Origin of the sequence: Amycolatopsis echigonensis (assembly GCF_014174495.1) — a bacterium.
Taxonomy (GTDB): domain Bacteria; phylum Actinomycetota; class Actinomycetes; order Mycobacteriales; family Pseudonocardiaceae; genus Amycolatopsis; species Amycolatopsis echigonensis.
Window position 1 is genome coordinate 1 of record NZ_JACJHR010000109.1, and the last position, 22,909, is coordinate 22,909.

The 22,909-nt window shown below is 70.2% G+C and carries 20 protein-coding genes; 11 read left to right on the forward strand and 9 right to left on the reverse strand.

Annotated features, from left to right (window positions below; all coding sequences use genetic code 11):
• The 4 genes from H5411_RS41265 to H5411_RS41280 form a co-directional block, all read left to right on the forward strand.
• On the forward strand, nucleotides 1–535 hold a 535-nt coding region (locus H5411_RS41265), incomplete at its 5' end, for an IS30 family transposase (protein WP_183126983.1).
• Between the two features lie 185 nt (nucleotides 536–720).
• Nucleotides 721–1,662: an ABC transporter ATP-binding protein gene (locus H5411_RS41270; protein WP_101434232.1), complete on the forward strand. Its 942-nt coding sequence runs from the start codon at nucleotides 721–723 to the stop codon at nucleotides 1,660–1,662.
• Complete coding sequence (locus H5411_RS41275) at nucleotides 1,662–2,465, forward strand: ABC transporter permease (RefSeq protein ID WP_183126984.1); 804 nt, start codon at nucleotides 1,662–1,664, stop codon at nucleotides 2,463–2,465. Before H5411_RS41270 ends, H5411_RS41275 begins: the two co-directional genes overlap by 1 nt.
• Nucleotides 2,465–3,304 carry an ABC transporter permease gene (locus H5411_RS41280; protein WP_183126985.1) on the forward strand — a complete coding sequence of 280 codons (840 nt, stop codon included), beginning with the start codon at nucleotides 2,465–2,467 and terminating at the stop codon, nucleotides 3,302–3,304. Before H5411_RS41275 ends, H5411_RS41280 begins: the two co-directional genes overlap by 1 nt.
• 11 nt (nucleotides 3,305–3,315) lie before the next feature.
• On the opposite strand, the gene H5411_RS41285 is transcribed toward H5411_RS41280, so the two are convergent.
• Nucleotides 3,316–4,746, reverse strand: a complete 1,431-nt coding sequence (locus tag H5411_RS41285) for a S8 family peptidase (RefSeq protein ID WP_183126986.1) — start codon at nucleotides 4,744–4,746, stop codon at nucleotides 3,316–3,318.
• 510 nt (nucleotides 4,747–5,256) lie between these two features.
• On the opposite strand from H5411_RS41285, the gene H5411_RS41290 reads away from it, so the two are divergent.
• The 5 genes from H5411_RS41290 to proB all read left to right on the forward strand — a co-directional run bounded on the left by H5411_RS41290 (nucleotide 5,257) and on the right by proB (nucleotide 11,995).
• Nucleotides 5,257–8,472 (forward strand): translation initiation factor IF-2 N-terminal domain-containing protein, encoded by a 3,216-nt coding sequence (locus H5411_RS41290; RefSeq protein ID WP_183126987.1) that lies wholly within the window; start codon nucleotides 5,257–5,259, stop codon nucleotides 8,470–8,472.
• Nucleotides 8,473–8,633: 161 nt separating this feature from the next.
• The gene (rplU, locus tag H5411_RS41295; protein WP_009081084.1) at nucleotides 8,634–8,948 is read left to right on the forward strand and encodes a 50S ribosomal protein L21; all 315 of its coding nucleotides are present in this window, start codon (nucleotides 8,634–8,636) and stop codon (nucleotides 8,946–8,948) included.
• Nucleotides 8,949–8,995: 47 nt separating this feature from the next.
• Nucleotides 8,996–9,253, forward strand: a complete 258-nt coding sequence (gene rpmA / locus H5411_RS41300; protein WP_009081082.1) for a 50S ribosomal protein L27 — start codon at nucleotides 8,996–8,998, stop codon at nucleotides 9,251–9,253.
• Between the two features lie 118 nt (nucleotides 9,254–9,371).
• Nucleotides 9,372–10,892 (forward strand): GTPase ObgE, encoded by a 1,521-nt coding sequence (gene obgE / locus H5411_RS41305; protein WP_101434237.1) that lies wholly within the window; start codon nucleotides 9,372–9,374, stop codon nucleotides 10,890–10,892.
• A complete protein-coding gene (gene proB, locus H5411_RS41310; RefSeq protein WP_101434238.1) occupies nucleotides 10,889–11,995 on the forward strand; it encodes a glutamate 5-kinase in 1,107 nt (368 codons plus the stop codon). The genes obgE and proB overlap by 4 nt, the downstream gene beginning before the upstream one ends.
• On the opposite strand, the gene H5411_RS41315 is transcribed toward proB, so the two are convergent.
• Nucleotides 11,992–12,615, reverse strand: a complete 624-nt coding sequence (locus tag H5411_RS41315) for a TetR/AcrR family transcriptional regulator (RefSeq protein WP_101434239.1) — start codon at nucleotides 12,613–12,615, stop codon at nucleotides 11,992–11,994. The two genes, proB and H5411_RS41315, sit on opposite strands and share 4 nt — an antisense overlap.
• A gap of 92 nt (nucleotides 12,616–12,707) precedes the next feature.
• Here H5411_RS41315 and H5411_RS41320 point away from each other — a divergent pair, with 92 nt between their 5' ends.
• On the forward strand, nucleotides 12,708–13,952 hold the full coding sequence (locus H5411_RS41320) for an FAD-dependent oxidoreductase (protein WP_101434444.1): 1,245 nt from the start codon (nucleotides 12,708–12,710) through the stop codon (nucleotides 13,950–13,952).
• Nucleotides 13,953–13,954: 2 nt separating this feature from the next.
• Here H5411_RS41320 and H5411_RS41325 read toward each other — a convergent pair whose 3' ends face one another.
• Genes H5411_RS41325 through H5411_RS41345 form a run of 5 tightly spaced genes read right to left on the reverse strand, consistent with a single transcriptional unit; the run spans nucleotide 13,955 to nucleotide 18,785 of the window.
• Complete coding sequence (locus H5411_RS41325; RefSeq protein WP_101434240.1) at nucleotides 13,955–14,431, reverse strand: hypothetical protein; 477 nt, start codon at nucleotides 14,429–14,431, stop codon at nucleotides 13,955–13,957.
• Nucleotides 14,432–14,459: 28 nt separating this feature from the next.
• On the reverse strand, nucleotides 14,460–16,085 hold the full coding sequence (locus tag H5411_RS41330) for an AMP-binding protein (protein ID WP_101434241.1): 1,626 nt from the start codon (nucleotides 16,083–16,085) through the stop codon (nucleotides 14,460–14,462).
• Nucleotides 16,086–16,098: 13 nt separating this feature from the next.
• Nucleotides 16,099–16,833, reverse strand: coding sequence for an SDR family NAD(P)-dependent oxidoreductase (locus H5411_RS41335; RefSeq protein ID WP_101434242.1), 735 nt, complete (start codon nucleotides 16,831–16,833; stop codon nucleotides 16,099–16,101).
• Between the two features lie 9 nt (nucleotides 16,834–16,842).
• On the reverse strand, nucleotides 16,843–17,988 hold the full coding sequence (locus H5411_RS41340; protein ID WP_101434243.1) for an acyl-CoA dehydrogenase family protein: 1,146 nt from the start codon (nucleotides 17,986–17,988) through the stop codon (nucleotides 16,843–16,845).
• Nucleotides 17,989–17,990: 2 nt separating this feature from the next.
• Nucleotides 17,991–18,785: an enoyl-CoA hydratase-related protein gene (locus H5411_RS41345; protein ID WP_101434244.1), complete on the reverse strand. Its 795-nt coding sequence runs from the start codon at nucleotides 18,783–18,785 to the stop codon at nucleotides 17,991–17,993.
• Nucleotides 18,786–18,900: 115 nt separating this feature from the next.
• Between H5411_RS41345 and H5411_RS41350 the strand changes: the two genes are divergently transcribed.
• The gene (locus H5411_RS41350) at nucleotides 18,901–19,518 is read left to right on the forward strand and encodes a TetR/AcrR family transcriptional regulator (protein ID WP_101434245.1); all 618 of its coding nucleotides are present in this window, start codon (nucleotides 18,901–18,903) and stop codon (nucleotides 19,516–19,518) included.
• A 1-nt stretch (nucleotide 19,519) separates the two neighbouring features.
• Here the strand turns inward: H5411_RS41350 and argS are convergent, their stop codons facing one another.
• On the reverse strand, nucleotides 19,520–21,238 hold the full coding sequence (gene argS / locus H5411_RS41355; protein ID WP_101434246.1) for an arginine--tRNA ligase: 1,719 nt from the start codon (nucleotides 21,236–21,238) through the stop codon (nucleotides 19,520–19,522).
• Nucleotides 21,239–21,295: 57 nt separating this feature from the next.
• The gene (locus H5411_RS41360; RefSeq protein ID WP_101434247.1) at nucleotides 21,296–22,585 is read right to left on the reverse strand and encodes an MFS transporter; all 1,290 of its coding nucleotides are present in this window, start codon (nucleotides 22,583–22,585) and stop codon (nucleotides 21,296–21,298) included.
• Nucleotides 22,586–22,909 lie beyond the last annotated feature (324 nt).

A 22,909-nucleotide genomic window follows, 5' to 3' on the forward strand; every position in this document is an offset into this window, starting at 1 on the left:
CAACATCAGCCAGCGGCCGGCCGAGGCCGCCGACCGCGCCGTGCCCGGGCACTGGGAAGGCGACCTGATCCTGGGCAAAAACAACACGTCCGCCATCGGGACGCTGGTGGAACGGCAGACCCGGTTCGTCATGCTGCTGCACCTGCCCCACGGCCGCGACGCCGCCACCGTTGCCGCGGCGATGACCGAGGCGATCCAGACCCTGCCCCCGCTGCTGGTCAGGTCTCTGACCTGGGACCAGGGAACCGAAATGGCCCACCACAAGAAAATCGCCCTCGACACCGGCCTGCAGATCTACTTCTGCGACCCCCACAGCCCCTGGCAACGAGGACGCAACGAGAACACCAACGGCCTGCTGCGCCAGTACTTCCCCAAAGGCACCGACCTGTCCCGCCACACCACCGACGACCTCGCCCGCGTCGCCGCCGAACTCAACGGACGCCCCCGCCAAACCCTCGACTGGCACACCCCAGCCGAAACCCTCGCACGACTACTCTCACACCAACAAACACCACGTGTTGCAACCACCCCGTGAATCCGCCGCTCCTGGAGGGAATCTGATTCCCTCAGGGGTCCCCTCACGGACAGCTCGGACGTGCTGCGGTCGGGCTCGCGGTGGCGATACCTGCCGAGGCAGTGCGGATCCACCCGGATGCCGTAGCCCGCCCTCCGGGGAAACCGGTCGAGAATTGTCGGTCCCTCCCTCTACTGTCGTTCCTCGTGGGAGAGTCGGCATCGGAACCAGCGCTCGTGCAAGCGAAGGCGCTGGTCAAACGGTTCGGAGAGTTCGAGGCAGTCCGCGGCGTCGACGTCGAGGTGCGGCCGGGGGAGGCGTTCGGCTTCCTCGGGCCCAACGGCGCCGGGAAGTCGTCGACGATGCGGATGATCGCGTGCGTGTCCCCGCGCACCGACGGCGATCTGCGCGTCCTCGGGATGGATCCGAACGTCGACGGGCCGAAGATCCGCGCGCGCCTGGGCGTGGTGCCGCAGGAGGACAACCTCGACGTGGAGCTCACCGTCCGGCAGAACCTCCACGTCTACGGCCGCTATTTCGGCCTCTCCCGCGCCCACGTGCGGCGCAAAGCGGTGGAGCTGATGGAGTTCGCGCAGCTGTCCGAACGCGCCGAGAAACCGGTCGATTCCCTGTCCGGCGGCATGAAGCGGCGGCTCACCATCGCCCGGTCCCTGGTCAACGATCCCGAACTGCTGCTGCTCGACGAACCGACCACCGGGCTCGATCCGCAGGCGCGGCATCTGTTGTGGGACCGGCTTTTCCGGCTCAAAGCCCGCGGCACCACGCTGATCGTCACGACCCACTACATGGACGAGGCGGAACAGCTCTGCGACCGGCTGGTCGTCATGGACGGCGGGCGGATCGCCGCGGAAGGCTCGCCCGCCGACCTGATCGCCCGGCATTCCACCCGGGAAGTCGTCGAGCTGCGGTTCGCGCCGGGGGAGCAGCAGGACGCGGCCGACCGGCTCGACGGGCTGGCCGAGCGCGTCGAAGTCCTCCCGGACCGGGTCCTGCTCTACACGATGACCGGCGAGGCCACCCTCGAGCGCGCCCACGAGCGCGGCCTGCGTCCGCTGTCGAGCCTGGTGCGGCGCAGTTCCCTGGAGGACGTCTTCCTCCGCCTCACCGGCCGGACGTTGGTGGACTGATGACCGCTCCCGCCACCGGCCGCGTAGTCGGCCGCTTCCACGGCGCCTGGCTGCGCGTCGAGGGTTACTGGACGTGGTACCGCAGGCACTGGCTCAGCACGCTCTACTCCACCGGCCTGCAACCGGTGCTCTTCCTCGCCGCGATGGGGCTCGGCTTCGGCTCGCAGGTCAAAGCCGGTCCGGCGACCGGCGGCGTGTCGTATCTCGAGTACGTCGCCCCGGCGCTGCTCGTCGCCGGCGCGGCGCAGCAGGGCGTCAGCGAGTCGAGCTATCCGGTGCTCAGCGGATTCAAATGGCAGAAGGACTATCTCGCCGTCACCGCGACGCCGGTGTCTCCGGGCCAGGTCCTCGGCGGCCACCAGATCTGGACCATTCTGCGGCTCGCTCTTTCCGGCGCGGTCTACGCGCTCATCGCGTTGCTGTTCGGCGCCTGGGCCAACGCGGGAGCACTGCTGGTGATCCTCGTCGGCGTCCTCACCGGGCTCGCCTGCGGATCGCTGATGGCCGCGCTGGCGGCGTGGACCTTCGACGAGGGACAGCGGTTCGGGCTGCTTTTCCGCTTCGTCGTCATCCCGATGACCCTGTTCTCCGGCACGTTCTTCCCGATCGCCCAGCTGCCGCTGTATCTGCGCTGGCTCGCCTGGATTTCCCCGCTGTGGCACGGGACCGAGCTCGCGCGCGCCGCCACCCTCGGCGGACGCGGACTGCTCCCGGTGCTCGGGCATCTCGCGTATCTGGCCGCGCTGGTCGCGATCGGCTGGGCGATCGCGCACCGAGGCTTCTACCGACGGCTGGTGGCGTGATGACCGACCTGCAGCACGCCCCGATTCTTCCGCAGCGGCGCGGAATCCTGCTCCGCGTCCTGCCCGCCGGGATGTACAGCGGCCGCGCGACGGCGCTGATCGAACGCGCGCTCACCGTCTACGGACGGTCGTGGACGATGCTCGCGTCCGGCGCGCTCGAGCCGTTGTTCTACCTGCTCGCCTTCCAGGTCGGCTTCGGCAAACTGGTCACCACGGTGCCGGGGCCGGACGGGCGGCCGATGAGCTACGTCGCGTTCGTCGCGCCCGCGCTGCTGGCGTCGTCGGCGATGAACGGCGCGGTCTTCGAGTGCACGTACAACCTGTTCTTCAAACTGCGCTACGCCAAGACGTACGACGCGATGCTGGCCACCCCGGTCGGCCCGCTCGACGTCGCGCTCGGCGAAATCGCGTGGGCCATGATCCGCGGCGGACTCTATTCGGTCGCGTTCCTGGCGGTCACCGGCGTCATGGGGCTGCTCACGTCGTGGTGGGCGGTGCTGCTCCTGCCCGCCGCGCTGCTCGTGTCGTTCGCGTTCGCGGCCGTCAGCATCGCGCTGGTCAGCTTCCTGAAGTCGACGTCGCAGTTCGACTACATCCAGCTCATCCTGATGCCGATGTTCCTGTTCTCCACCACGTTCTTCCCGATCACGGTCTACCCGGAAGCGCTGCGGTGGCTGGTCCGCTGCTTCCCGCTCTACCACGGGATCGAGCTGATGCGCGGGCTCGCGACCGGCATCTTCTCCTGGAGCATGCTGGGCAACCTGGCGTACCTGCTGGTGCTCGCCGCGATCGGGATCTGGGGCGCGACAAGGAGGATCGCGAAACTGCTGCTGACCTGAGCGCGGTCCGCTCAGCGCGCCGGGCTGGGCAGTCCGGCCTGCGCGGGCGCCACCGCGGACCGCGCGTCGACGAGGCCGTGGCCGTAGAAGCCGTTGTATCCGTCGTAGCCGGAACAGTAGGCGTCCTGCACCCCGTCGCCGGTCAGGTCGTAGTTGTCCGGGCACGGCATCGGCGTCGCGCGCGAGTCCAGCGCGCGGCGCAGCTCGGCGGCCGTCCAGGTCGGATGCACCGACTTGAGCAACGCCAGCACCCCGGCGACGTGCGGCGCGGCCATCGACGTCCCGCACATCGGCGCGTATCCGCCCGGGACGGTCGAAATCACGCACCGGTCGTCGTCGCCGCCCGGCGCGGTGACATCGACCACACCGAGCCCGTACGAGCTGTAGCCCGACTTCACCCGGTCCGGGCTGATCGCCGACGCCGTCACCACGTCCCGCAGCCCGGCGGGCAGCGCTTCGCACTTCCCGGCGGCGGACGGCGAACCCGAGCGGGCCGACGGCGTGAGGTCGACCGCCTCGTTGGTCGCGGCGGCGACGTTCAGCGTGCCCTGCGAAGTCGCGTATTCGACCGCTCGCGCCAGCACTTCGTGCACCACGCCGCGGTCGTTGCCGCGCACGCAGGACAGGGACCACGGATTCACGAACCAGCTGCTGTTGGCGATCGGCAGATGCCGCGCCGCCGACCACATGATCCCGCAGACCGCCGCCTCCGGATCGGCGTAGCCGCGGTCGTCGATCACCTTCACCGACGCGATCCGCACGCCCGGCGCGACGCCGGTGATGCCCTTGCCGTCGTTCGCAGCGGCGATGATGCCCGCGACGTGCGTGCCGTGCGCGGAGGTCGTCGGCTGCCACGCGGCCGGGCTGGGGTCCGGGACGCCGGTGAGACAGCCCGCCGAATCGTCCGGGTCGATCGCCGCGGCGAGGTCGGGGTGCTTCGGGTCGACGCCGGAGTCCAGGACGCCGACGACCACCGCCCGGCTGCCGCCGGTGATCTGGTGCGCGGCCGGGGCTCCGATCAGGTTCATGTCCCACTGCTGCGCGGACAGGTCCGTCGCGGGGACCCGCGCGGGATCGCTGAGCGGGAGTTCGGCGCGCGCGGGCTGCGCGGCGGTGCCCGGCCGTTCGGCGGCCGTGCGGGTGGCTTGCGCGCTGAACGTCCGTTCCGGGCCGAGGCGGTCCGCGAACGCCCGATCGGCTGAAGTGACGACCGCCACCGAAATCTGCGGGTAGTAGCCGACGAGCTGCCCGCAGCCCGCGCTCGTCTGCTGGCGGGCGGAAGATTCCGGGGTGCCGCGGTCGAAGGCGACCACGTAGCGCACTGTCCGGCCGTCCGAGGCGCATCCGGCACTCGCGGCGGCGGCGGGGGAGACCGCCGCGCATCCGGCGAGGACCAGGAGGGAGCACACGGCCGCGCGCAGCGGCCGCGCCAGCACAGACACCGGACCTCCCACCGCGCGCGAGGCTATGCCGGGCGCCCGCGCGAGCGCCCGAGCCCGCACGCTAACCACCCCGGGCCCGGCGCGACAAGCGAAGCGCGGAAGTTCCCCCGGGCGCATGATCGCGGCACGCCCGGGCGCCTGCCGCGGGACACCGACTACACCGGGTGTCCCCCCGGGTGTGGGATACTCGCGTTGGCCGCTGCGCCGACGGGCATCCCGCTCGCGTCGTGAGCGGCCCGGAGGAGTGCCGGACCGGCACCACGCGCGTCGCCCCCGGGAGGCCGGGCCAAGGTCGATGTCGTGGCGGGTGGCCCGGGGGTCGCGAGCAGGCCGGCACCCCGCCGAGCAGACCAGGAACCGAGCGGCCGCCGACCCGGCGGACCGCACGGCTGCCAGCAGGATTCCCGCCGCTGGTCACCACCACGGCGGGCACGGAACAGAAAGGGCCCCTGCGCGGCCGCGTCACCACCGGTGCGAACCGGCTGACGCGCCCGGGGGCGGAGGAGACATATGTCGAACGCGGACACACCCGCCGATCAGACCGGCGGGAATACCGCCGCACCCACGACCAGCAGGCTGGGCGAGCTGCCGCCGCGCATCCGCGTGCACGCGCTCGCCAAGCTGCTCGGCCTGAGCAGCCGCGACCTGCTCGGCAAGCTCGCCGAGCTGGGGGAGAGCCCCCGCAGCGCCCAGTCGAGCGTGACCAAGGAGGTCGCGCACCGCGTGGCGGTGATCCTCGACGCGGAGGCCGCGGGCGACTCCGCCGAGGCGGCCGTCCAGGACACGGCCACCGGAAACGACGTCGCCGAGCAGGCGGCCGCCGGAGACCAGGACGGCGGGGCCGCCCCGGGACCCGCCGCCCAGGAGACCGCCGGTGAGGCTGCCGCGCCCGAGACCGATGCCGCGGAGGTCGCTGGCACCGAGCCGGAAACCGCCGCGCCGGAAACCACCGCGCCGGAAACCGCCGAACAGAGCGCCGCCCCCGAAGCCGCCGCTGCGGGCGATGCCGCGCCGGAGACCGCTGCCGCGGAAACCGCCGCCGCGCCGGAAGCCGCTGAGCAGGCGACCGGCGCCGCCGAGCAGGAGGCCGCTCAGACCGGCGAGAAGCGCACCCGCACCCGTCGCGCCCGCCGGGCCGTCGCGCCCGCGATCCCGGCCGAGCAGCAGGAAACCGAGCAAGCCACCCCGGCCCGCGGCCCCGTGCACGTGCCGGTCTTCGCCGCGCCCTCGCCGGTCTTCCTGCCGCCCGAGCCCCCGCAGCCGGCGCGGAGCAAGCCCGAGCCGCTGTTCGGCGTCGGCGAGGCTCCCGCGCAGGCCGAGCGCCCGGGCCGGGGCGAGCGCGCCGCCGACACCGCCGAGGAAGAAACCTCGGACGAGACCCGCGACGAGCGTTCCGACGAGGACAGCGAGGACGCGGGCGGCCGCCGCCGGCGCCGTCGCGGCCGTCGCGGCCGCGGCCGGGGCAAGGGCAGCGACGAGGCCCAGTCCGAGAACGAGGACGAAACCTCCGAAGACCGGCAGGACCAGCAGGCCTCGCAGGTCAAGGACTCCAAAGACACCAAGGACGCCAAGACCGAGAAGCCGGACGAGGCGGGCGAGGCCGAGGCGGAGTCCGACGACGACGCCGAGTCCGAGAGCGGCACCAAGCGCCGCCGCCGTCGCCGCCGTCGCAAGGGCGGGGACGACGAAGCGGCCGAGGCGACCGGCACCGACGACCCGCCGAACACCGTCACGCACGTCCGCCAGGCCAAGGCCGCCGAGGCCGAGCGCCCGGCGCGCGACGAGGTGCGCAGCGTCCGCGGCTCCACGCGGCTGGAGGCCAAGCGCCAGCGCCGCCGCGACGGCCGCGAGGCGGGCCGCCGCCGCGCCCCGATCCTGTCCGAGGCCGAGTTCCTCGCCCGCCGCGAGTCGGTCGACCGCACCATGGTCGTCGCCGAGAAGGGCGACTCGACGCAGATCGCCGTGCTCGAGGACGGCGTGCTGGTCGAGCACTTCGTGACGTCGGCGGGCACCGGCTCGATCGTCGGCAACGTCTACCTCGGCCGCGTCCAGAACGTGCTGCCCAGCATGGAGGCCGCGTTCATCGACATCGGCCGCGGCCGCAACGCCGTGCTCTACGCGGGCGAGGTCGACTGGGACGCCGCCGGCCTGGAAGGCAAGGCGCGCAAGATCGAACAGGCGCTGTCCACCGGCGACAGCGTGCTGGTGCAGGTCACCAAGGACCCGGTCGGGCACAAGGGCGCCCGGCTGACCACGCAGATCTCGCTGCCCGGCCGCTTCCTCGTCTACGTCCCCGCCGGCGGGGCCACCGGCATCTCGCGCAAGCTGCCGGAGAACGAGCGGCGCCGGCTCAAGGACATCCTCAAGCGGATCGTCCCGGAGGACGCGGGCGTCATCATCCGCACCGCCTCGGAGGGCATCAGCGAGGAGGAGCTCGACCGGGACGTCCAGCGGCTCAAGGCGCAGTGGGACGTCATCAAGGAGAAGGCCTCGGCCGGGACCGCCAAGAAGGGCGGGGCCCCGACCATGCTGTACGAGGAGCCGGACCTGCTGGTGAAGGTCGTGCGCGACCTGTTCACCGAGGACTTCGCGAAGCTCGAGGTCCAGGGCTCGACGGCGTGGGAGACCATCCACGGCTACGTGCAGCACGTCGCGCCCGACCTGGCCGACCGGCTCAAGCGCTACACCGGCACCGGCGACGCGTTCGCCGACCACCGGATCGACGAGCAGATCACCAAGGCGCTCGACCGCAAGGTCTGGCTGCCCTCGGGCGGCTACCTGGTCATCGACCGCACCGAGGCGATGACCGTCATCGACGTCAACACCGGCAAGTTCACCGGCTCGGGCGGCAACCTCGAGGAGACGGTGACCCGCAACAACCTGGAGTCGGCGGAGGAGATCGTCCGCCAGCTGCGGCTGCGGGACATCGGCGGCATCATCGTCATCGACTTCATCGACATGGTGCTCGAGTCCAACCGCGACCTGGTGCTGCGGCGGCTCACCGAATGCCTCGGCCGCGACCGCACGCGCCACCAGGTGGCCGAGGTCACGTCGCTGGGCCTGGTCCAGATGACGCGCAAGAAGATCGGCACCGGGCTGCTCGAGGCGTTCTCCGCGCCGTGCGAGCACTGCAAGGGCCGCGGCGTCGTCGTGTCCACCGAACCGCAGCGCACCGCGGGCGGCGGCACCGGGAACGGGCACAACGGGAACAACGGACACAGCCACGGCGGCGGCGACACCAAGAGCTCCCGGCGCTCCCGCGGCCGCGGGAAGGGCGAGGAGCAGCACGAGCCCAAGCCGGAGCAGGCCGTCCCGGCCCCGACCCCGGTGCAGCGCGAGTCCGTGGTGACGGCGGTGCAGGCCATGGCCAACGCGTCCAAGGCGAAGCACGAGCACCACGGTCCGGAAGCGTCGGCGGAGACCGCCGAGGCGAAGGAGCAGGAAGCGGTCAAACAGCCGGCTGAGCAGGCCGCTGCGCCGGAAAAGGCCGAGGACCGGACGGAGGCCCCGGCCTCTGTCCAGCAGCCGGAGCCGAAGCAGCCGGAGCCCGCGGCCGGCCAGGCAGCGCCGGAGGCGGAAGCCCCGAAGGAGACCGCGGAAGCGGGCTCCGCCGAAGAACCCGAGGTCGACGTTCCGGCCCCGGCCGTGCGCAGCGCCCGGCGCCGTCCGCGCCGCGCCGCTTCGCGTCCGGCAGGGCCGCCGGTGAAGGCTTCGGAGCAGAGCTGATCCACCACGGGTACCCCGGGTGCAGCAGCGCCCGGGGCCTCCCGTAACCTGTAGTACGGCTCATCGCAAGCATGAGCCGCTGCGCGAGCACCTGGACCGCCTCCCGGCGGGCCGGCCGCGCCAGCCCCCTAACCCATTGTCGAGTAATGCAGGAGACTTCCGTGTCGGCGTACGCGATCGTCAAGACCGGCGGCAAGCAGTACAAGGTTGCCGTTGGCGACGTCGTCGAGGTCGAGAAGCTCGAGGGCGAGCCGGGCACCGAGCACACCTTCCCCGCCGTGCTGTTCGTGGACGGTGGCGAGGTCACCACGGACGCCGACGCGTTGGCGAAGGTCTCGGTCACCGGCAAGGTCGTCGAGCAGACCAAGGGTCCGAAGATCCGGATCCACAAGTTCAAGAACAAGACCGGCTACCACAAGCGCCAGGGCCACCGGCAGAAGCTGACCCGCGTCGAGGTCACCGGCATCTCCAAGTAGTTCTCCGGATCTTCGCAACAGAAACTTTTCCAGAAGGGGCTTGAGCGATGGCTCACAAGAAGGGTGCGTCCAGCTCCCGCAACGGTCGTGATTCGAACGCCCAGCGACTGGGCGTGAAGCGCTTCGGCGGCCAGGAGGTGAACGCGGGCGAGATCCTGATCCGCCAGCGGGGCACCAAGTTCCACCCCGGCGTGAACGTCGGCCGTGGCGGCGACGACACGCTGTTCGCGCTCGCCGCCGGTGCGGTCGAGTTCGGCTCGAAGCGCGGCCGCAAGACGGTCAACATCGTGCCAGTCGAGGCCTGATCTTCGGTCTCGGCAGCGTCAGAACCTCCAAGCGAGGGGTGGGACCGGAATAACTCCGGCACCACCCCTCGTTTGTTTTTGTCCGGATACTTTTTCGCACGTGAAGTGAGGCAAGCCCATGGCGTCCCGGTTCGTGGACCGCGCGGTCATCCATCTGACCGCCGGGGACGGGGGAAACGGCTGTGCCTCGGTGCACCGCGAGAAGTTCAAGCCGCTCGGCGGCCCGGACGGCGGCAACGGCGGCAACGGCGGGGACGTCACCCTCGTCGTCGACGCCAACGTGCACACCCTCCTCGACTTCCATTTCCGCCCGCACGCCCGCGCCGGCAACGGCAAAATGGGCATGGGCAGCAACCGCAACGGCGCCGCCGGCGAGGGACTGGAGATGAAGGTCCCACCGGGCACCGTCGTGTTCACCGAGGACGGCGAACTCGTCGCCGACCTCACCACCCCCGGCACCCGGTTCATCGCCGCACAGGGCGGACGCGGCGGCCTCGGCAACGCCGCGCTCGCGTCGAAGGCCCGCAAGGCGCCCGGCTTCGCGCTGCTCGGCGAGCCCGGCGAAAGCCGCAACCTCGTGCTGGAGCTGCGTTCGGTCGCGGACGTCGGCCTGCTCGGCTTCCCGTCGGCGGGCAAGTCGTCGCTGATCTCCGTGCTGTCCGCGGCGAAGCCGAAGATCGCCGACTACCCGTTCACCACGCTCGTGCCGAACCTCGGCGTGATCACCGCCGGTTCGTCCGTGTTCACCATGGCCGACGTGCCGGGCCTGATCCCGGGCGCGTCCGAGGGCCGCGGCCTCGGCCTGGACTTCCTGCGCCACATCGAACGCTGCGCCGTGCTGGTGCACGTGGTCGACTGCGCGACGCTGGAGCCCGGCCGCGACCCGCTGTCCGATGTGGACGCTCTCGAGCAGGAGCTGGCCCGCTACACGCCGGGGCTGGGCGGCAAGCTCGAGGAACGCCCGCGCGTGGTGGTGCTGAACAAGATCGACATCCCGGAAGCGGCCGAGCTGGCCGAGTTCGTGCGCCCCGACCTGGAGGCTCGCGGGCTGCGCGTGTTCGAGGTGTCCACCGCGTCGCGCAAGGGCCTGAAGGAGCTGACCTTCGCGCTGGCGGAGGTCGTCGAGGCCTACCGCGAGGCGCAGCCGGTGCTGGAGCCGGAGAAGATCGTGCTGCACCCGCTCGCGATCGACGACAGCGGGTTCTCGGTCGAGCCCGATCCGGACGAGGAAGGCGGGTTCATCGTCCGCGGTTCGCGCCCGGAGCGGTGGATCCGGCAGACGAACTTCGCCAACGACGAGGCCGTCGGCTACCTCGCGGACCGGCTCAACCGGCTCGGCGTCGAGGAAGCGCTGGCGAAGAACGGCGCCCGCCCGGGCAGCCCGGTCACCATCGGCGACATCCAGTTCGAATGGCAGCCGTCCACGCCGGGCGTCGCGGTGCATCTGTCCGGCCGCGGCACGGACGTCCGGCTGGAGCGCAACGACCGCGTCGGCGCGGCCGAGCGCAAGGAAGCCCGCCGGATCCGCCGCGACGGCACCGGCGAAGAGGACGAGCCGATCGACGAGGAGACCCCGTCCGTCGAGGCTGAACTGGACGACGTGTGGGAGGACGAGGAGCAGGCGGAGCGCGACCGGTGAGCGGCACGCGCCAGGAGATCGCGCAGGCGCGCCGGCTCGTCGTGAAGGTCGGTTCCTCGGCGCTGACCACCGCGGGGGACGGGCTCGACGTAGCTCGCCTCGACGCTCTGGTCGACGCGATCGCGGACCGCGTTGCTCGCGACGCGCAGATCGTGCTCGTGTCGTCGGGCGCGATCGGTGCCGGGCTCGCGCCGTTGAAGCTGGGCAAGCGTCCGCGTGACCTGGCTACCCAGCAGGCCGCGGCGAGTGTCGGACAGCTCGCGCTGGCGCACGCGTACGCGGAATCGTTCGGCCGCTACTCCCTCACGGTCGGCCAGGTGCTGCTCACCTCGGACGATGTCGTCCGCCGCGCGCACTACCGCAACGCGCAGCGCACGTTCTCCCGGCTGCTCGCGCTCGGCGCGGTGCCGGTCGTGAACGAGAACGACACCGTTGCCACGCAAGAGATCCGCTTCGGCGACAACGACCGGCTCGCCGCGCTCGTGGCGCACCTCGTCGGCGCCGACGCGCTGGTCCTGCTGTCCGATGTGGACGGTCTGTACGACGGCGACCCGCGCGACGGCGCGACCCGCAAGATCACCGAAGTGCGCGGCGAGTCCGATGTGGAGGGCATCGCGGTCGGGATGTCGTCCTCGGGTCTCGGCACCGGCGGGATGGTCTCGAAGCTTTCCGCCGCGCGCACCGCGGCCGGGGCCGGAATCCCGGTGCTCCTGGCCGCCGCCGCGGACGCCGGGGACGCGTTGCGCGACGCGAACGTCGGCACCGCCTTCGCGGCCGCGGACACGCGCCTGTCCGCCCGCCGGTTCTGGCTCGGGTACGCCGCCGACACCTCCGGCCGCCTCCGCCTCGACGACGGCGCGGTGCGGGCGATCCTGCGCCGCCGATCGCTGCTGGCGGCCGGGATCACCGGGCTGGAGGGGGATTTCGAGGCCGGCGATGTGGTCGATCTGGTGGATGCGGCGGACGTCCCGGTGGCGCGCGGGGTGGTCGGGTTCGACGCGGGGGAGTTGCCCGCGTTGATCGGCCGGTCGAGCCATGAGGTTCCGGTGGAGCATCGCCGGGAGGTCGTGCACGCGGACGACCTCGTTCCGCTGCGCCGCTAAGACCCCGAGAGATGCCGGGCCACGCGGGCGAGCTGCTCCGCGTAGTACTCCACAAAGGACTCTGACGACGGATCCTCCCCGGTGAGCGCTTCCGCGATCCGGGGGAGCGACGTCGGCGCGCTCGCCGCCGCCATCAGCATCAGCAGCAACGTCTTCGGGTCCACGTCGGACGGGAAGTCGCCCGCTTCCTGCCGGGCCCGCATGTACTCGAGCTGTCCCCGCAGGAACTCGCGCTGCGATTCCGCGCCCGCCTTGCTCGCGGTGCCCTCGGCCATGTTCTCCCGCAGGAACAGCCGCGCCTGGTCCTGATCGGAGAGCCCGCTCCGGGCGAAATCCGCGACCACGTCCGCGAGCGGCCGGTCCGCCGTGGTCATCGCGGCGAACCCGGAGAACGGTTCGCTCGCGACCTCCGCGTACAGGCCTTCCTTGCCGCCGAAGTAGTACGAGATCAGCTGCTTGTTCACGCCCGCGCGCTGCGCGATGTCGCTGACCCGCGCGGCCGCGTACCCCTTGCTGCCGAACTCGGCCTTCGCCGCCTCGAAAATGCGGGCCTTCGTGCGTTCGGGATCGCGCTGACGCTCACCGGGGCGCGGCGCGCGGCGCGGGGTGGTCTCGGACACCTCGGCAGCCTAACCGACGCATTAATCATCCTGATGGTTGACACAATCATCCGTGAGGATGATTATGGTAGGCGACCGAGAGGGGAATGACCATGAAGAAGATCAAGGTGGCGGTAGTAGGCGGCGGCACCGGCGGGTTGTGCCTGGCACACGGCTTGTCGCGGGCCGGGTTCGAGGTGGCGGTGTACGAGCGCAGCCGCACGAGGACCGAGCGCCTGCAGGGCTACCGCGTGCACATCGCGCCGATGGGCTCCGCCGCACTGCACGAGTGCCTCCCGACGGCGGCGTGGGAGCAGTTCCTGGCCGCCACCGGGGTCAGCGAGGGCACGTTCGGCTTCGTCACCGAGAAGATGCGCGAGCTGGCGGTCTTCGACCCTCCGTCCAGCGCCGACCCAGCCGCCGCGCATCACTCGGTCAGCCGGATTTCGATGCACCAGGCGCTGTCGTCCGGACTGGACGGAATCCTGTGGCACGACAAGGAATTCGTCCGCTACGAGACCGATGCCAAAGGCGTCGGCCTGCACTTCGCCGACGGCACCACCGCCGAGGCGGACCTGGTCGTCGGCGCGGACGGCGCGAGTTCGCGGGTCCGCGCGCAGCTGCTGCCGCACGCGAAGCGAGTGGACACCGGAATCCGTACCATCATCGGCAAATTCCCGTTGACCGAAGAGTCCCGCGCGCAGCTCCCGCGACAACTGGCGACGGCCCCGACGCTCGTGCTGCCCCCGCCGGGCTGCGGGATGTTCACCGCGCCGCACGAGTTTCCGGCGGCATCGGTCAACGACGAGACCGCGACCGTCGACCCAGTGCTGTTCGACAACACCGCGAGCTACGTGATGTGGTCCTACGGCGCGAAGGCCGGGCATTTCCCCGCTGACCTCGCCGAATTGGACGCTCCCGCGCTTCGTTCGCTGATGCTGGACCGGATCCGCGACTGGCATCCGGCGTTCAGCCGCCTGGTCCGGGATTCGCCGGACGGCACGGTGAGCATGCTGCCGATCCGCACGTCGGTGCCGGTCCGCGAGTGGGAGACCGGCCCGGTCACCCTGCTCGGCGACGCAGTGCACAGCATGACGCCGTTCCGCGGCATCGGCGCGAACATCGCCCTGCGCGACGCGCAAGTGTTGTGCCGCAATCTTTCTCGCGGCGGCGACGTAACCGCTGCGGTCGCCGACTACGAGCGGCAGATGCGGAAGTACGCGTACCCGCAAGTGCGTGGTTCGTTGCGCAGCGCCGAGCAGTTCGTGACCGAGAGCCGATTCAGCCGCGGGGCGACGCGTGCGTCGATGGCCGTGGTGGGCGCGGGCCTCTCGCTGCGGCGGAAGCTGCGAGGCTGACGTCAGCCCGCGCCGTACCAGCGCCCGCCCGGCGGCATGGCGTATTCCGTGTACAGGAGAGCGGCCAGGGTCTGCCAGCCGGTTTCGTCCGCGGCGTAGGTCCGGCCGCCCGGCGCGACCAGCACGGCCTGGCCGCTGGCGTCGGCGACCAGCGAGATCGGCACCCGGAACTCGTCGTAGTCGTGCCGCACGAGCCAGCGCCATCCGATCGTGAACCGGCGGCGCGCGGTCACCGGATAACGCACGTCGACGTCGGACACCCCGGTGCCGACGGCCGTCCACAGCGGAGTGACGCGGAGTCCGGCGAGGTGCACGAGCTGCGGTTTCTTGCCGTCCGGTTCGAAGCGGTAGTACGGACGCCTGCGCCACTGTTCCCAGCGCAGCCGCCGTCGTTCCCGCCGGATCGGGCCGCGCAGCCGGGACAGGGCCTCCTCGACCAGCGCCAAGGCGCGGGCGTAGTCGGGATCATTGCGGGACACGAGATTCTCCCCTCTCTCGTGCCCGAAGCTACTGAACCGGCCGGGGACCGGTCCCGCTGTGCTTTTCCACCAGTGCCCGGAGCTGGAACTTCTGGATTTTGCCGCTGGCGGTCCGGGGGAGTTCCGGGAACAGTTCCACGCGCTCTGGCCAGTACTGCTTCGCGACGCCCTTCTCGGCGAGAAAGCCGCGCAGCTGCTCCAGATCCAAGTGCGCGCCGGGGTTGAGCACGAGGCAGGCGCACGCGCGTTCCTGCAGCCGCGGATCGGGAATCGCGACCACGGCGGCCGCTTCGACGTCCGGGTGTTCGTAAAGGACGTTCTCCACGTACGCGACCGGGATGTTCTCTCCGCCGCGGATGATCACGTCCTTGGTGCGGCCGGCGATGCGGAGGTAGCCGTCCGCGTCGATGGTCGCGAGGTCGCCGGTGTCGAACCACTCGCCGGTGAAGCTCTCCCGCGCCAGGTCGAGCCGTTCCGCGTAGCCGACGAACAGGAACGGCCCGGCGACCTGCAGCCGGCCCTCGGCGCCCGGCGGCAGCTCGGTCCCGTCCGCGTCGACGACCCGGATTCGCATGCCGGGCCACGGGTAGCCGTCGGTGTCGATCAGCTTGTCGTCCGGATCGCCCGGGATGCCGAGCGTGACCAGCGCGTCCTCGGTCTGCCCCCAGCCGCCGAGCACGACGAGACCGGGAAGTTTCCGTCGTGCCTGCCGCACGAGCGCCCGGGGGATCGGCGCGCCCATGCAGCAAAACCGTCGCAGGGAACTGAGGTCGTGCTCGGCGAGGTTCGGCGCGGACACCAGGTCGTGCAGGAACGGCGTCGCCGCGGAGGTGTAGGTGATGCCGTGCTCGGCGACCAGCTCCACGAACCGGGCGGCGTCCCACACGTCCTGCAGCACGCAGGTCGCGCCGTTCTGCACGCCGAGCCTCGCACCGTAAAGAAACCCGGTGAGATGCGCGAGCGTCGAGGCCATGTGCAGGACGCTCTCGGAGGTGATGCCGAGCCGGGCGGGGAGCGGGTTGTTCGCGGCGATGGCGGTGTTGTGCGTGTGCATCACGCCCTTAGGCTCGCCGGTGGTGCCGGAGGTGAAGATCAGCAGCGTGACGTCGTTGGGATCAGGCCGCCACGACGGCAGTTCCCGCCGCTCTTCCCACGGTGTCGCGGCGAACTCGTCCCAGGACGACCCGACCACGAGCACGTGCTCCAGTTCCGGCCACTGCGGACGGAGCCGCTCCGCCATCGCCGGATAGTCGAAACCGCGGAATTCCCGCGGCACCACCAGGACTTTCGACTTCGCGAGCGCCACCATGAAGCCGACCTCGCGGTCCCGGTAGATCGGGATGAGCGGATTGCTGACCGCGCCGATCCGGCTCGCCGCGTAGTGCACGACGATCCACTCGATCCAGTTCGGCAGCTGGAACGACACGACGTCGCCCGGGCGGACGCCCAGCTCCAGCAGCCCGAGCGCGCAGCGGTCGACCTCCTGTTTGAGCTGGCCGAAGGTGATGCCGCGCCGCGAATCGACGAATGCGGTCTTGTCCGGCGTGGCCGCCGCGGCGTCGTCCAGGCAGTTGGTGATGGTGCGGTTGCCCCAGTACCCGGCGCGGGTGTGGGCTTCGATCGTCTCGTCGGTGAGGATCGTCGCGAACGGCATGGCGGGCTCCGGGTCAGCTCATGGTGAGGCCGCCGCTGACGCTGACGGTCTGGCCGGTGACGTAGGCGGCCTCGTCGGAGGCCAGGAAGGCGACCACATTCGCGATGTCCGACGGCTGCGCGAGCCTCCGGAACGGGATGGCTTTCGTCAGCGCTTCGCGCAGCTTCGGATTGTCGCCGCCGAGCGAGGCGAACAATTCGGTGTCCGCGGGCCCGGGACAGACGACGTTGGCGTTCACCGTGCTGCGCGCCAATTCCCGGGCGATCGACTTCGTGAACGCGATGATGCCGCCCTTCGCCGCGGAGTACACCGCCTCGCCCGACGAACCGACCCGGCCCGCGTCGGACGCGATGTTGACCACGGACCCGAAGCCCTGCTCGACCATCACCGGCAGCACCTCGCGGCAGGTGTTGAGCACGCCGTAGAGGTTGATCTGGACGACGCGGTCCCAATCGGCGCGATCGGACTCCACGAACGGACCGGCCTTGTCCCATCCGGCGTTGTTGACCAGCACGTCGATCCGGCCGAATTGCGAGCGGACCTGCTCGACTGCGCTGGCGACGGATTCGGCGGAGGTGACGTCGGTTTTCGCGCCCAGCCCGCCGATCGCGGCCGCGGTTTCCTTCGCGGTGGTCTCGTTGATGTCGCTGACCACGACGGTCGCGCCCTCGGCGGCCAGTTTCTCGGCGATGCCGCGGCCGATGCCCTGACCGGCGCCGGTCACGATGATGATTTTGTCTTTCAGCACAATGCCTCCTCAAGGGGCGTACGCGCGGCCGAGCAGGTTGCGCGCGATGACGAGCTTCGACACCTGCGCGGTGCCGTCGCCGATTTCCAGGCCGATCACGTCGCGCAGCCGCTGCCCGACCGGGCTTTCGCTGGAGTACCCGAGGTGCCCGAACGTCAGCAGGCACTGGTGGATGGTCTCGGCGGCGAGCTTCGGCGCCCAGAACTTCGCCATCGCTGCTTCAGTGCTGTGCTCGACGCCGTTGTCCTTGCGCCACAAGGCTTCGTAACAAACGTGCCGGGCTCCGCGCAGGTAGGTCGCCTGCTCGGCGAGGGGGAACGCGACGCCCTGGAAAGTCCCGATCGGACTGCCGAACGCCTCGCGGTCGCGGGACCACTGCAGCGCCTCGTCGAGAGAAACCTGGGCCGCGCCGAGGCAAGCGAGGCCGATGATCGCGCGCGAGTAGTCGAAGCCTTGCATCACGGAGACGAACCCTTGCCCTTCGCCGCCCACCAACGCTTCCCGGGGGACCGGCAGCCCGTCGAAGTGCAGCGAGGCCCGGCCGATCGCCCGGCTGCCGAGATCGTCGAACGCCGCCCGCGAGACATGGGTGTCGTCCAGTTCGACCCAGAACGCGCTGACGCCGCGGGCGCCGGGGCCGCCGGTGCGGGCGAGCACGAGCGCGACGTCCGCGGACATGCCCAGCGTGATCGACGTTTTCTCGCCGGTGAGCAGCCAGCCGTCGCCGTCCGGTTCGGCCTTCATCTCGAGCTTCGCGGCGTCGGTGCCGTGCCCGGGTTCGGTGATGCAGAACGCGGGCACGACCTCGCCGGACGCGATCGGCGGCAACCACGCGGCCTGCTGCTCCTCGGTCGCGTTGCGGGTGAGGATGTCGCTGACCAGCGCGCTGACGATGAGGAGATAGGCCGCGTTGAAGTCGCCGCGCGCGACCTCCTCGGCCGCCATCCCGGCGACGACCGCACTGGCCTCCTGGCCGCCGTGCCGTTCCGGGATGCGCAGGCCGGTCAGGCCCATCGATGCCAGGTCCGCGACGAGCTGGGGCCGCAACTTCGCCGCCTTGTCATCGGATTGGTAATGCGGCGCAAGGACTTTCCTGGCGAACCGGCGCAGTTCGTGCCGGTAGGCGTCCTCGTCGTCGGTGAACGAGAAATCCATGGTCAGTGCCAGTTCACGTGCGAGACGAAGTCCGGCTTGCGCTTCTCCGCAAACGCTTGCGCACCCTCCAGGCCCTCGGGCGAGGCGGTGAAGAGGTCGAGCGCGGACATGGCCAAATTGGACAGTCCGGCCTGGTGGTCGGTGTCGGCGTTGAAGGATTGCTTGAGGAAACGCAGCGCGGTCGGGCTCAGGGCGGCAGTGTCATCGGCCCACGCCTTGGCGGTCTTGAGCAACTCGCCCGGCGGGACGACTGCGTTGACCAGACCCATCCGTTCGGCCTCGGCCGCGTCGTACTGGCGGCAGAAAAACCAGATCTCGCGCGCCTTCTTCTCGCCGACGACCCGCGCGAGATAGGCCGAACCGAACCCGGCGTCGAACGATCCGACCCGAGGACCGGCCTGGCCGAACCGCGCGGTCTCGCTGGCGATCGTGACGTCGCACAGGACGTGCAGCACGTGGCCGCCGCCGATCGCGACGCCGTTGACCGCGGCGATCACCGGCTTCGGGATGTCCCGGATGAGCTTGTGCAGGTTGCCGATCTCGAACATGCCGCTCTCGGTGGGACCGTAGTCGCCGGTCTCCGCGCGCTGTTTGACGTCGCCGCCGGTGCAGAACGCCTTCTCGCCGGCGCCGGTGAGGATCACCGCCTGCACGTGCTTGTCCGCCCACGCCGCGCGGAACGCCTTGATCAGCTCGTCGACCGTCCGCCCGCGGAAGGCGTTGTAGCGCTCCGGCCGATCGATGGTGACAACGGCGGCCGGGCCGTCGATCTCGTACCGGATGTCCTCGAACTCCATCGTCCGCTCCCGTCTGTCGTCTGACCACGGTGACAAAATTTGACCCTAGAGTCAAGAGTTGAACGCATAGTCAACCGGTAGGCTTTCGGGACAGCGGAAAACCGGGAGGAGCGGGATGGGCGCGGTGAAGCCGCCGTCCGAGCGCATGCAGCGCAAACGGGGCAAGCGGATCCAGGAGATCCTGACGGCAGCGGCCGAACTGTTCGGCGAACGCGGCTACGACGCGGTGAGCCTGGAGCACGTCGCCGAGCGCCTCGACGTCACCAAGGGCTCGCTGTACTACTACTTCTCCAGCAAGGACGAGCTGGGCACGGCGGCGATCGAAACACTCGGCGACGAGTGGACGGCCCGGCTGGAGGAGTTGCTCGACCGCACCGAAGGCACGCCGGAAGTCCGGCTGCGCGCGTTGATCCACGAGCACGTCACGATCGCGGTCAACGACTATCCGGCGGCGCTGCGGCTGTTCCTGATGCCGCGCGAATGGCCGAGCGCGCAACGCGAACGCATCAAGGAACTCCGCCGTCGCCACGACGCGCTTTTCCGGGCGCTGATCGAAGAAGGCTTGGCGAGCGGCGAGTTCACCGTCACCAGCGTCGACACCGTGCTGCAGTGCATGCATGCCGCGATGAGCCAGGCGCCGACGTGGTGCGGTGAACTGCCGTCCGCCGCGCGGGGGAAAGCAGTGGACGAGGTCGCCGATACCTTGATGGCGCTCGTCCACATCGGACGGTGAATTAGAGGCGGCGCGGGGCCTCGATGCCGAGCAGCGCCAGTCCCTGGACGAGCGTGCGCGACGTGAGCGTGGCCAGCTGTACTCGCGAAGCGCGCAGCTCCGGCGTTTCCGCGCTCAGCACCGGACACTGTTCGTAGAAGCGCGAGAACGTGACCGCCGTGTCGTACAGGTACGTACAGAGCTTGTGCGGCGCGTACGCGGACGTCGCCGCGGTGATCGCTTCGCTGAACCGAAGCAGCGTCAGCGCGAGAGCGCGTTCCGCCGGTTCTTGAAGCAGGACTGGCGCGTTTTCGACGGTCTCGCCGGCCTTGGCGAGGATCGACTCGATCCGCGCGTGCGCGTACTGCAGGTAGACGGACGTGTTGCCGTCCTTGGCGAGCATGCGGTCCCAGTCGAACACGTAGTCGCGCTCGCGGTCGCTGGAAAGGTCGGCGTACTTCACGGCTCCGATTCCGACCGCGCGCGCGACTTCCTGCTGCTCTTCCGTGCTGAGTTCACTGCGCTCGGCAACGATTTCCGTGGCCTGTGCGACCGCTTCGTCGAGCAGGCTGGCGAGCTTGATCGTCTCGCCGGCGCGGGTGCGCATCACCTTGCCGTCCGCGCCGAGGATCGAGCCGAACCCGATGTGCTCGGCGTGCACGCCGTCGAGCCACCCGGCCGCGCGGGCCACCGCGAAGATCATCGCGAAGTGCTGCGCCTGCGGGGTGCCGACGACGTACAGCAGGTCGGTCGCGCCGCGTTCGACGGTCCAGTACCGGATGGTGGCGAGGTCAGTGGCCGCGTAGCCGTAGCCGCCGTCGCGCTTGCGGACGATCAGCGGGAGCCGGTCGCCTTCGCGATTGGCGAAGCCTTCGGGGAACACGCACACGGCGCCGTCGCTGATCTCGGTGAGCCCGTCGGCTTCGAGTTCGTCGACGACCTCGCCCAGGTACGGGTTGTAGAAGCTTTCCCCGTAGATGTCGTCGTCGGTCAGCGTGACGCCGAGCTGGCGGTAGGCCGCGTTGAAGTGCCTTGTCGACTCGTCGACGAGTTCCTGCCAGAAGGCGAGCGTGTCCGGGTCGCCGCCCTGGAGTTTCACGACGCGCTCGCGGGAGCGGGTCGCGAAGGCCTCGTCGGCGTCGAACTTCCGGCGCGCGGCCTGGTAGAACGCGTTCAGGTCGCTGCGGTCGCCGGACGGATCGTCCAGGTGGTGCTCGATGAGCATGCCGAACGGCGTGCCCCAGTCGCCGAGGTGGTTGTGCGGCAGCACTTCGTGTCCGACGAAACGCAGCAGCCTGCTGATCGCGTCGCCGATCACCGTGGAACGCAGGTGCCCGACGTGCATTTCCTTGGCGACGTTGGGACTGCTGTAGTCGAGCGCGACGCGGCGCGGCTGCTCGGTTTCGGCGACGCCGAGCCGGTCGTCTTTCACCTGCTCGGCGACGCGCTGCTCAAGCCATTCGCGGCGCAGCACGAAGTTCAGGAATCCGGGTCCGGCGATCTCGGGCGGGTCGGCGACGCCGTCCAATTCCAGGTTCTCGACGATCCCGGCCGCGACCTCGCGCGGTGGTTTGCCGAGCCGTTTGCCGAGGCTCATCGCCAGGTTGCACTGGTAGTCGACACCGTCGCGAGTGGACACCGCGATGAGCGCCGCCGACGGATCGAGGTCGACGTCGAACGCGCGGCGGAGCGCGGCCACCACGCGTCGGGCCAGTTCCTCACTAACCTCGGGCTTGCGCACGGTGTCCCTCCTTCGCGTAGTCGATCGTTGAAGCCTACCGACCGCGCGCGAGCGGGTTTACCGCAGTTCGCTGCCGTTCGTTTCGGGCATTCGGAAGATCACGAAGAACGCGATGACCGCCCCGACGGCGACGTACCAGAAGAACGCGGTGGCAGCGCCCGCCGCGGACAGCGCGCTGAGCACGAGCGGCGCGGTCCCGCCGAACACGGCCACGGTCAGGTTGTACCAAGCGCCGATACCGAGCCCGCGGAGTTCGGTGGGGAAGAGCTCACTCATGATCGCGGGGGCGAGCGAGGTCATCGCGGTGTAGAGCGCGAGGCCGACGCAGAACACGATGAGCAGATTCCCGAGCCCGGGTCGCACGAGGTAGGAGAGAGGGACGATCACCAGCGCCGTCGCGCCGGACCAGACGAGCAGCTGCGGCCGCCGTCCGTACCGGTCGGCGAGAGCGCCCATCGGGTACTGGAGGACGACGAAGAGGGCGGTCGCGACGGAAAGCGCGAGGAACGTGTCGACGTCGTTAGCGCCGCGCCCTTTGACGGCGAAGGACGGGAGGGCGCTGAAGAAGGTGTAGTAGCAGAGCGTGTTGAGCATCGAGAACCCGATGAGCTGCCTGACCGCCCTCGGATGCCGGGTGAGCGTGGTGAGCAGCGGCCGCTGCACCTGTCGCGCGGTTTCCTTTTTCTCGTGGTACAGCTCGGTTTCGGCGAGACTGCGTCGCAGCCACAGCCCGACGAGCCCGAGCACCCCGCCGAGCAGGAACGGAATCCGCCAGCCGAACGAGGTGAGGTGCGCCTTGTCCATCGTGCGGGCGAGCACGAACCCGACCACGGTGGCGATGAGCACCGCGGACCCGGTGGAGATGTAGAAAAAGGACGAGTAGCGACCGCGCCGCTCCTTGGGCGCGACCTCGCCGAGGTACGCGGAAGCGTTGGACACCTCCCCGCCGAGCGAAAGCCCCTGCGCGATCCGGGCGAGCAGCAGGAGAATCGGAGCCAGCCAGCCGACCTGCGCGAACGTCGGAAGGACCCCGATCGCGACCGACCCGCCCGCCATCAGCGAAATGGTGAGGATCATGGCGGGCTTGCGCCCGTGCACGTCGGCGAACCGTCCCAGCAGCACGCCGCCGAGCGGCCGGAAGAAGAACGCGAGCGCGTAGGTGGCGAACGTGTTGATCAACGCGAGCGTTTCGTTGCCAGGAGGGAAGAACGCGCCGGCGAAGTAGATGCTGAAGGTCGCGTAGATCGTCCAGTCGAACCACTCGAGCGCATTGCCCGCACTGGCAGCGAACAACTTCCGCACCGGCAACCGATGCCGAGCGACGCCTTCGGTCGTAGAACCGGCCATCGGGCAACCTCCACACGTCCACGTCCACGTCCGCACGGGCGGAAGGGGACTTTGCCAGAAATGCCCGGAGATCGGTAGATCTCGGCAAAGGATGCCAGTTGGCACATGTCCCACTGCGGCCGGTGACGCGGGATTGCCTTTGCCGCACGCGGTCGCGGTGCGAAGCAACGTCGGCGTGCGCCATCGGACATCGGCGGTGGTGCGGGTGTGCGCCACCGGAGATCAGCGGTGGCGCGGGTGTGCGCTACCCGAGTTCAGCGGTGGCGCGGGTGTGCGCTACCCGAGTTCGCGGTGACGCGAGCGTTGCCGCGCAGAGACTGCGTG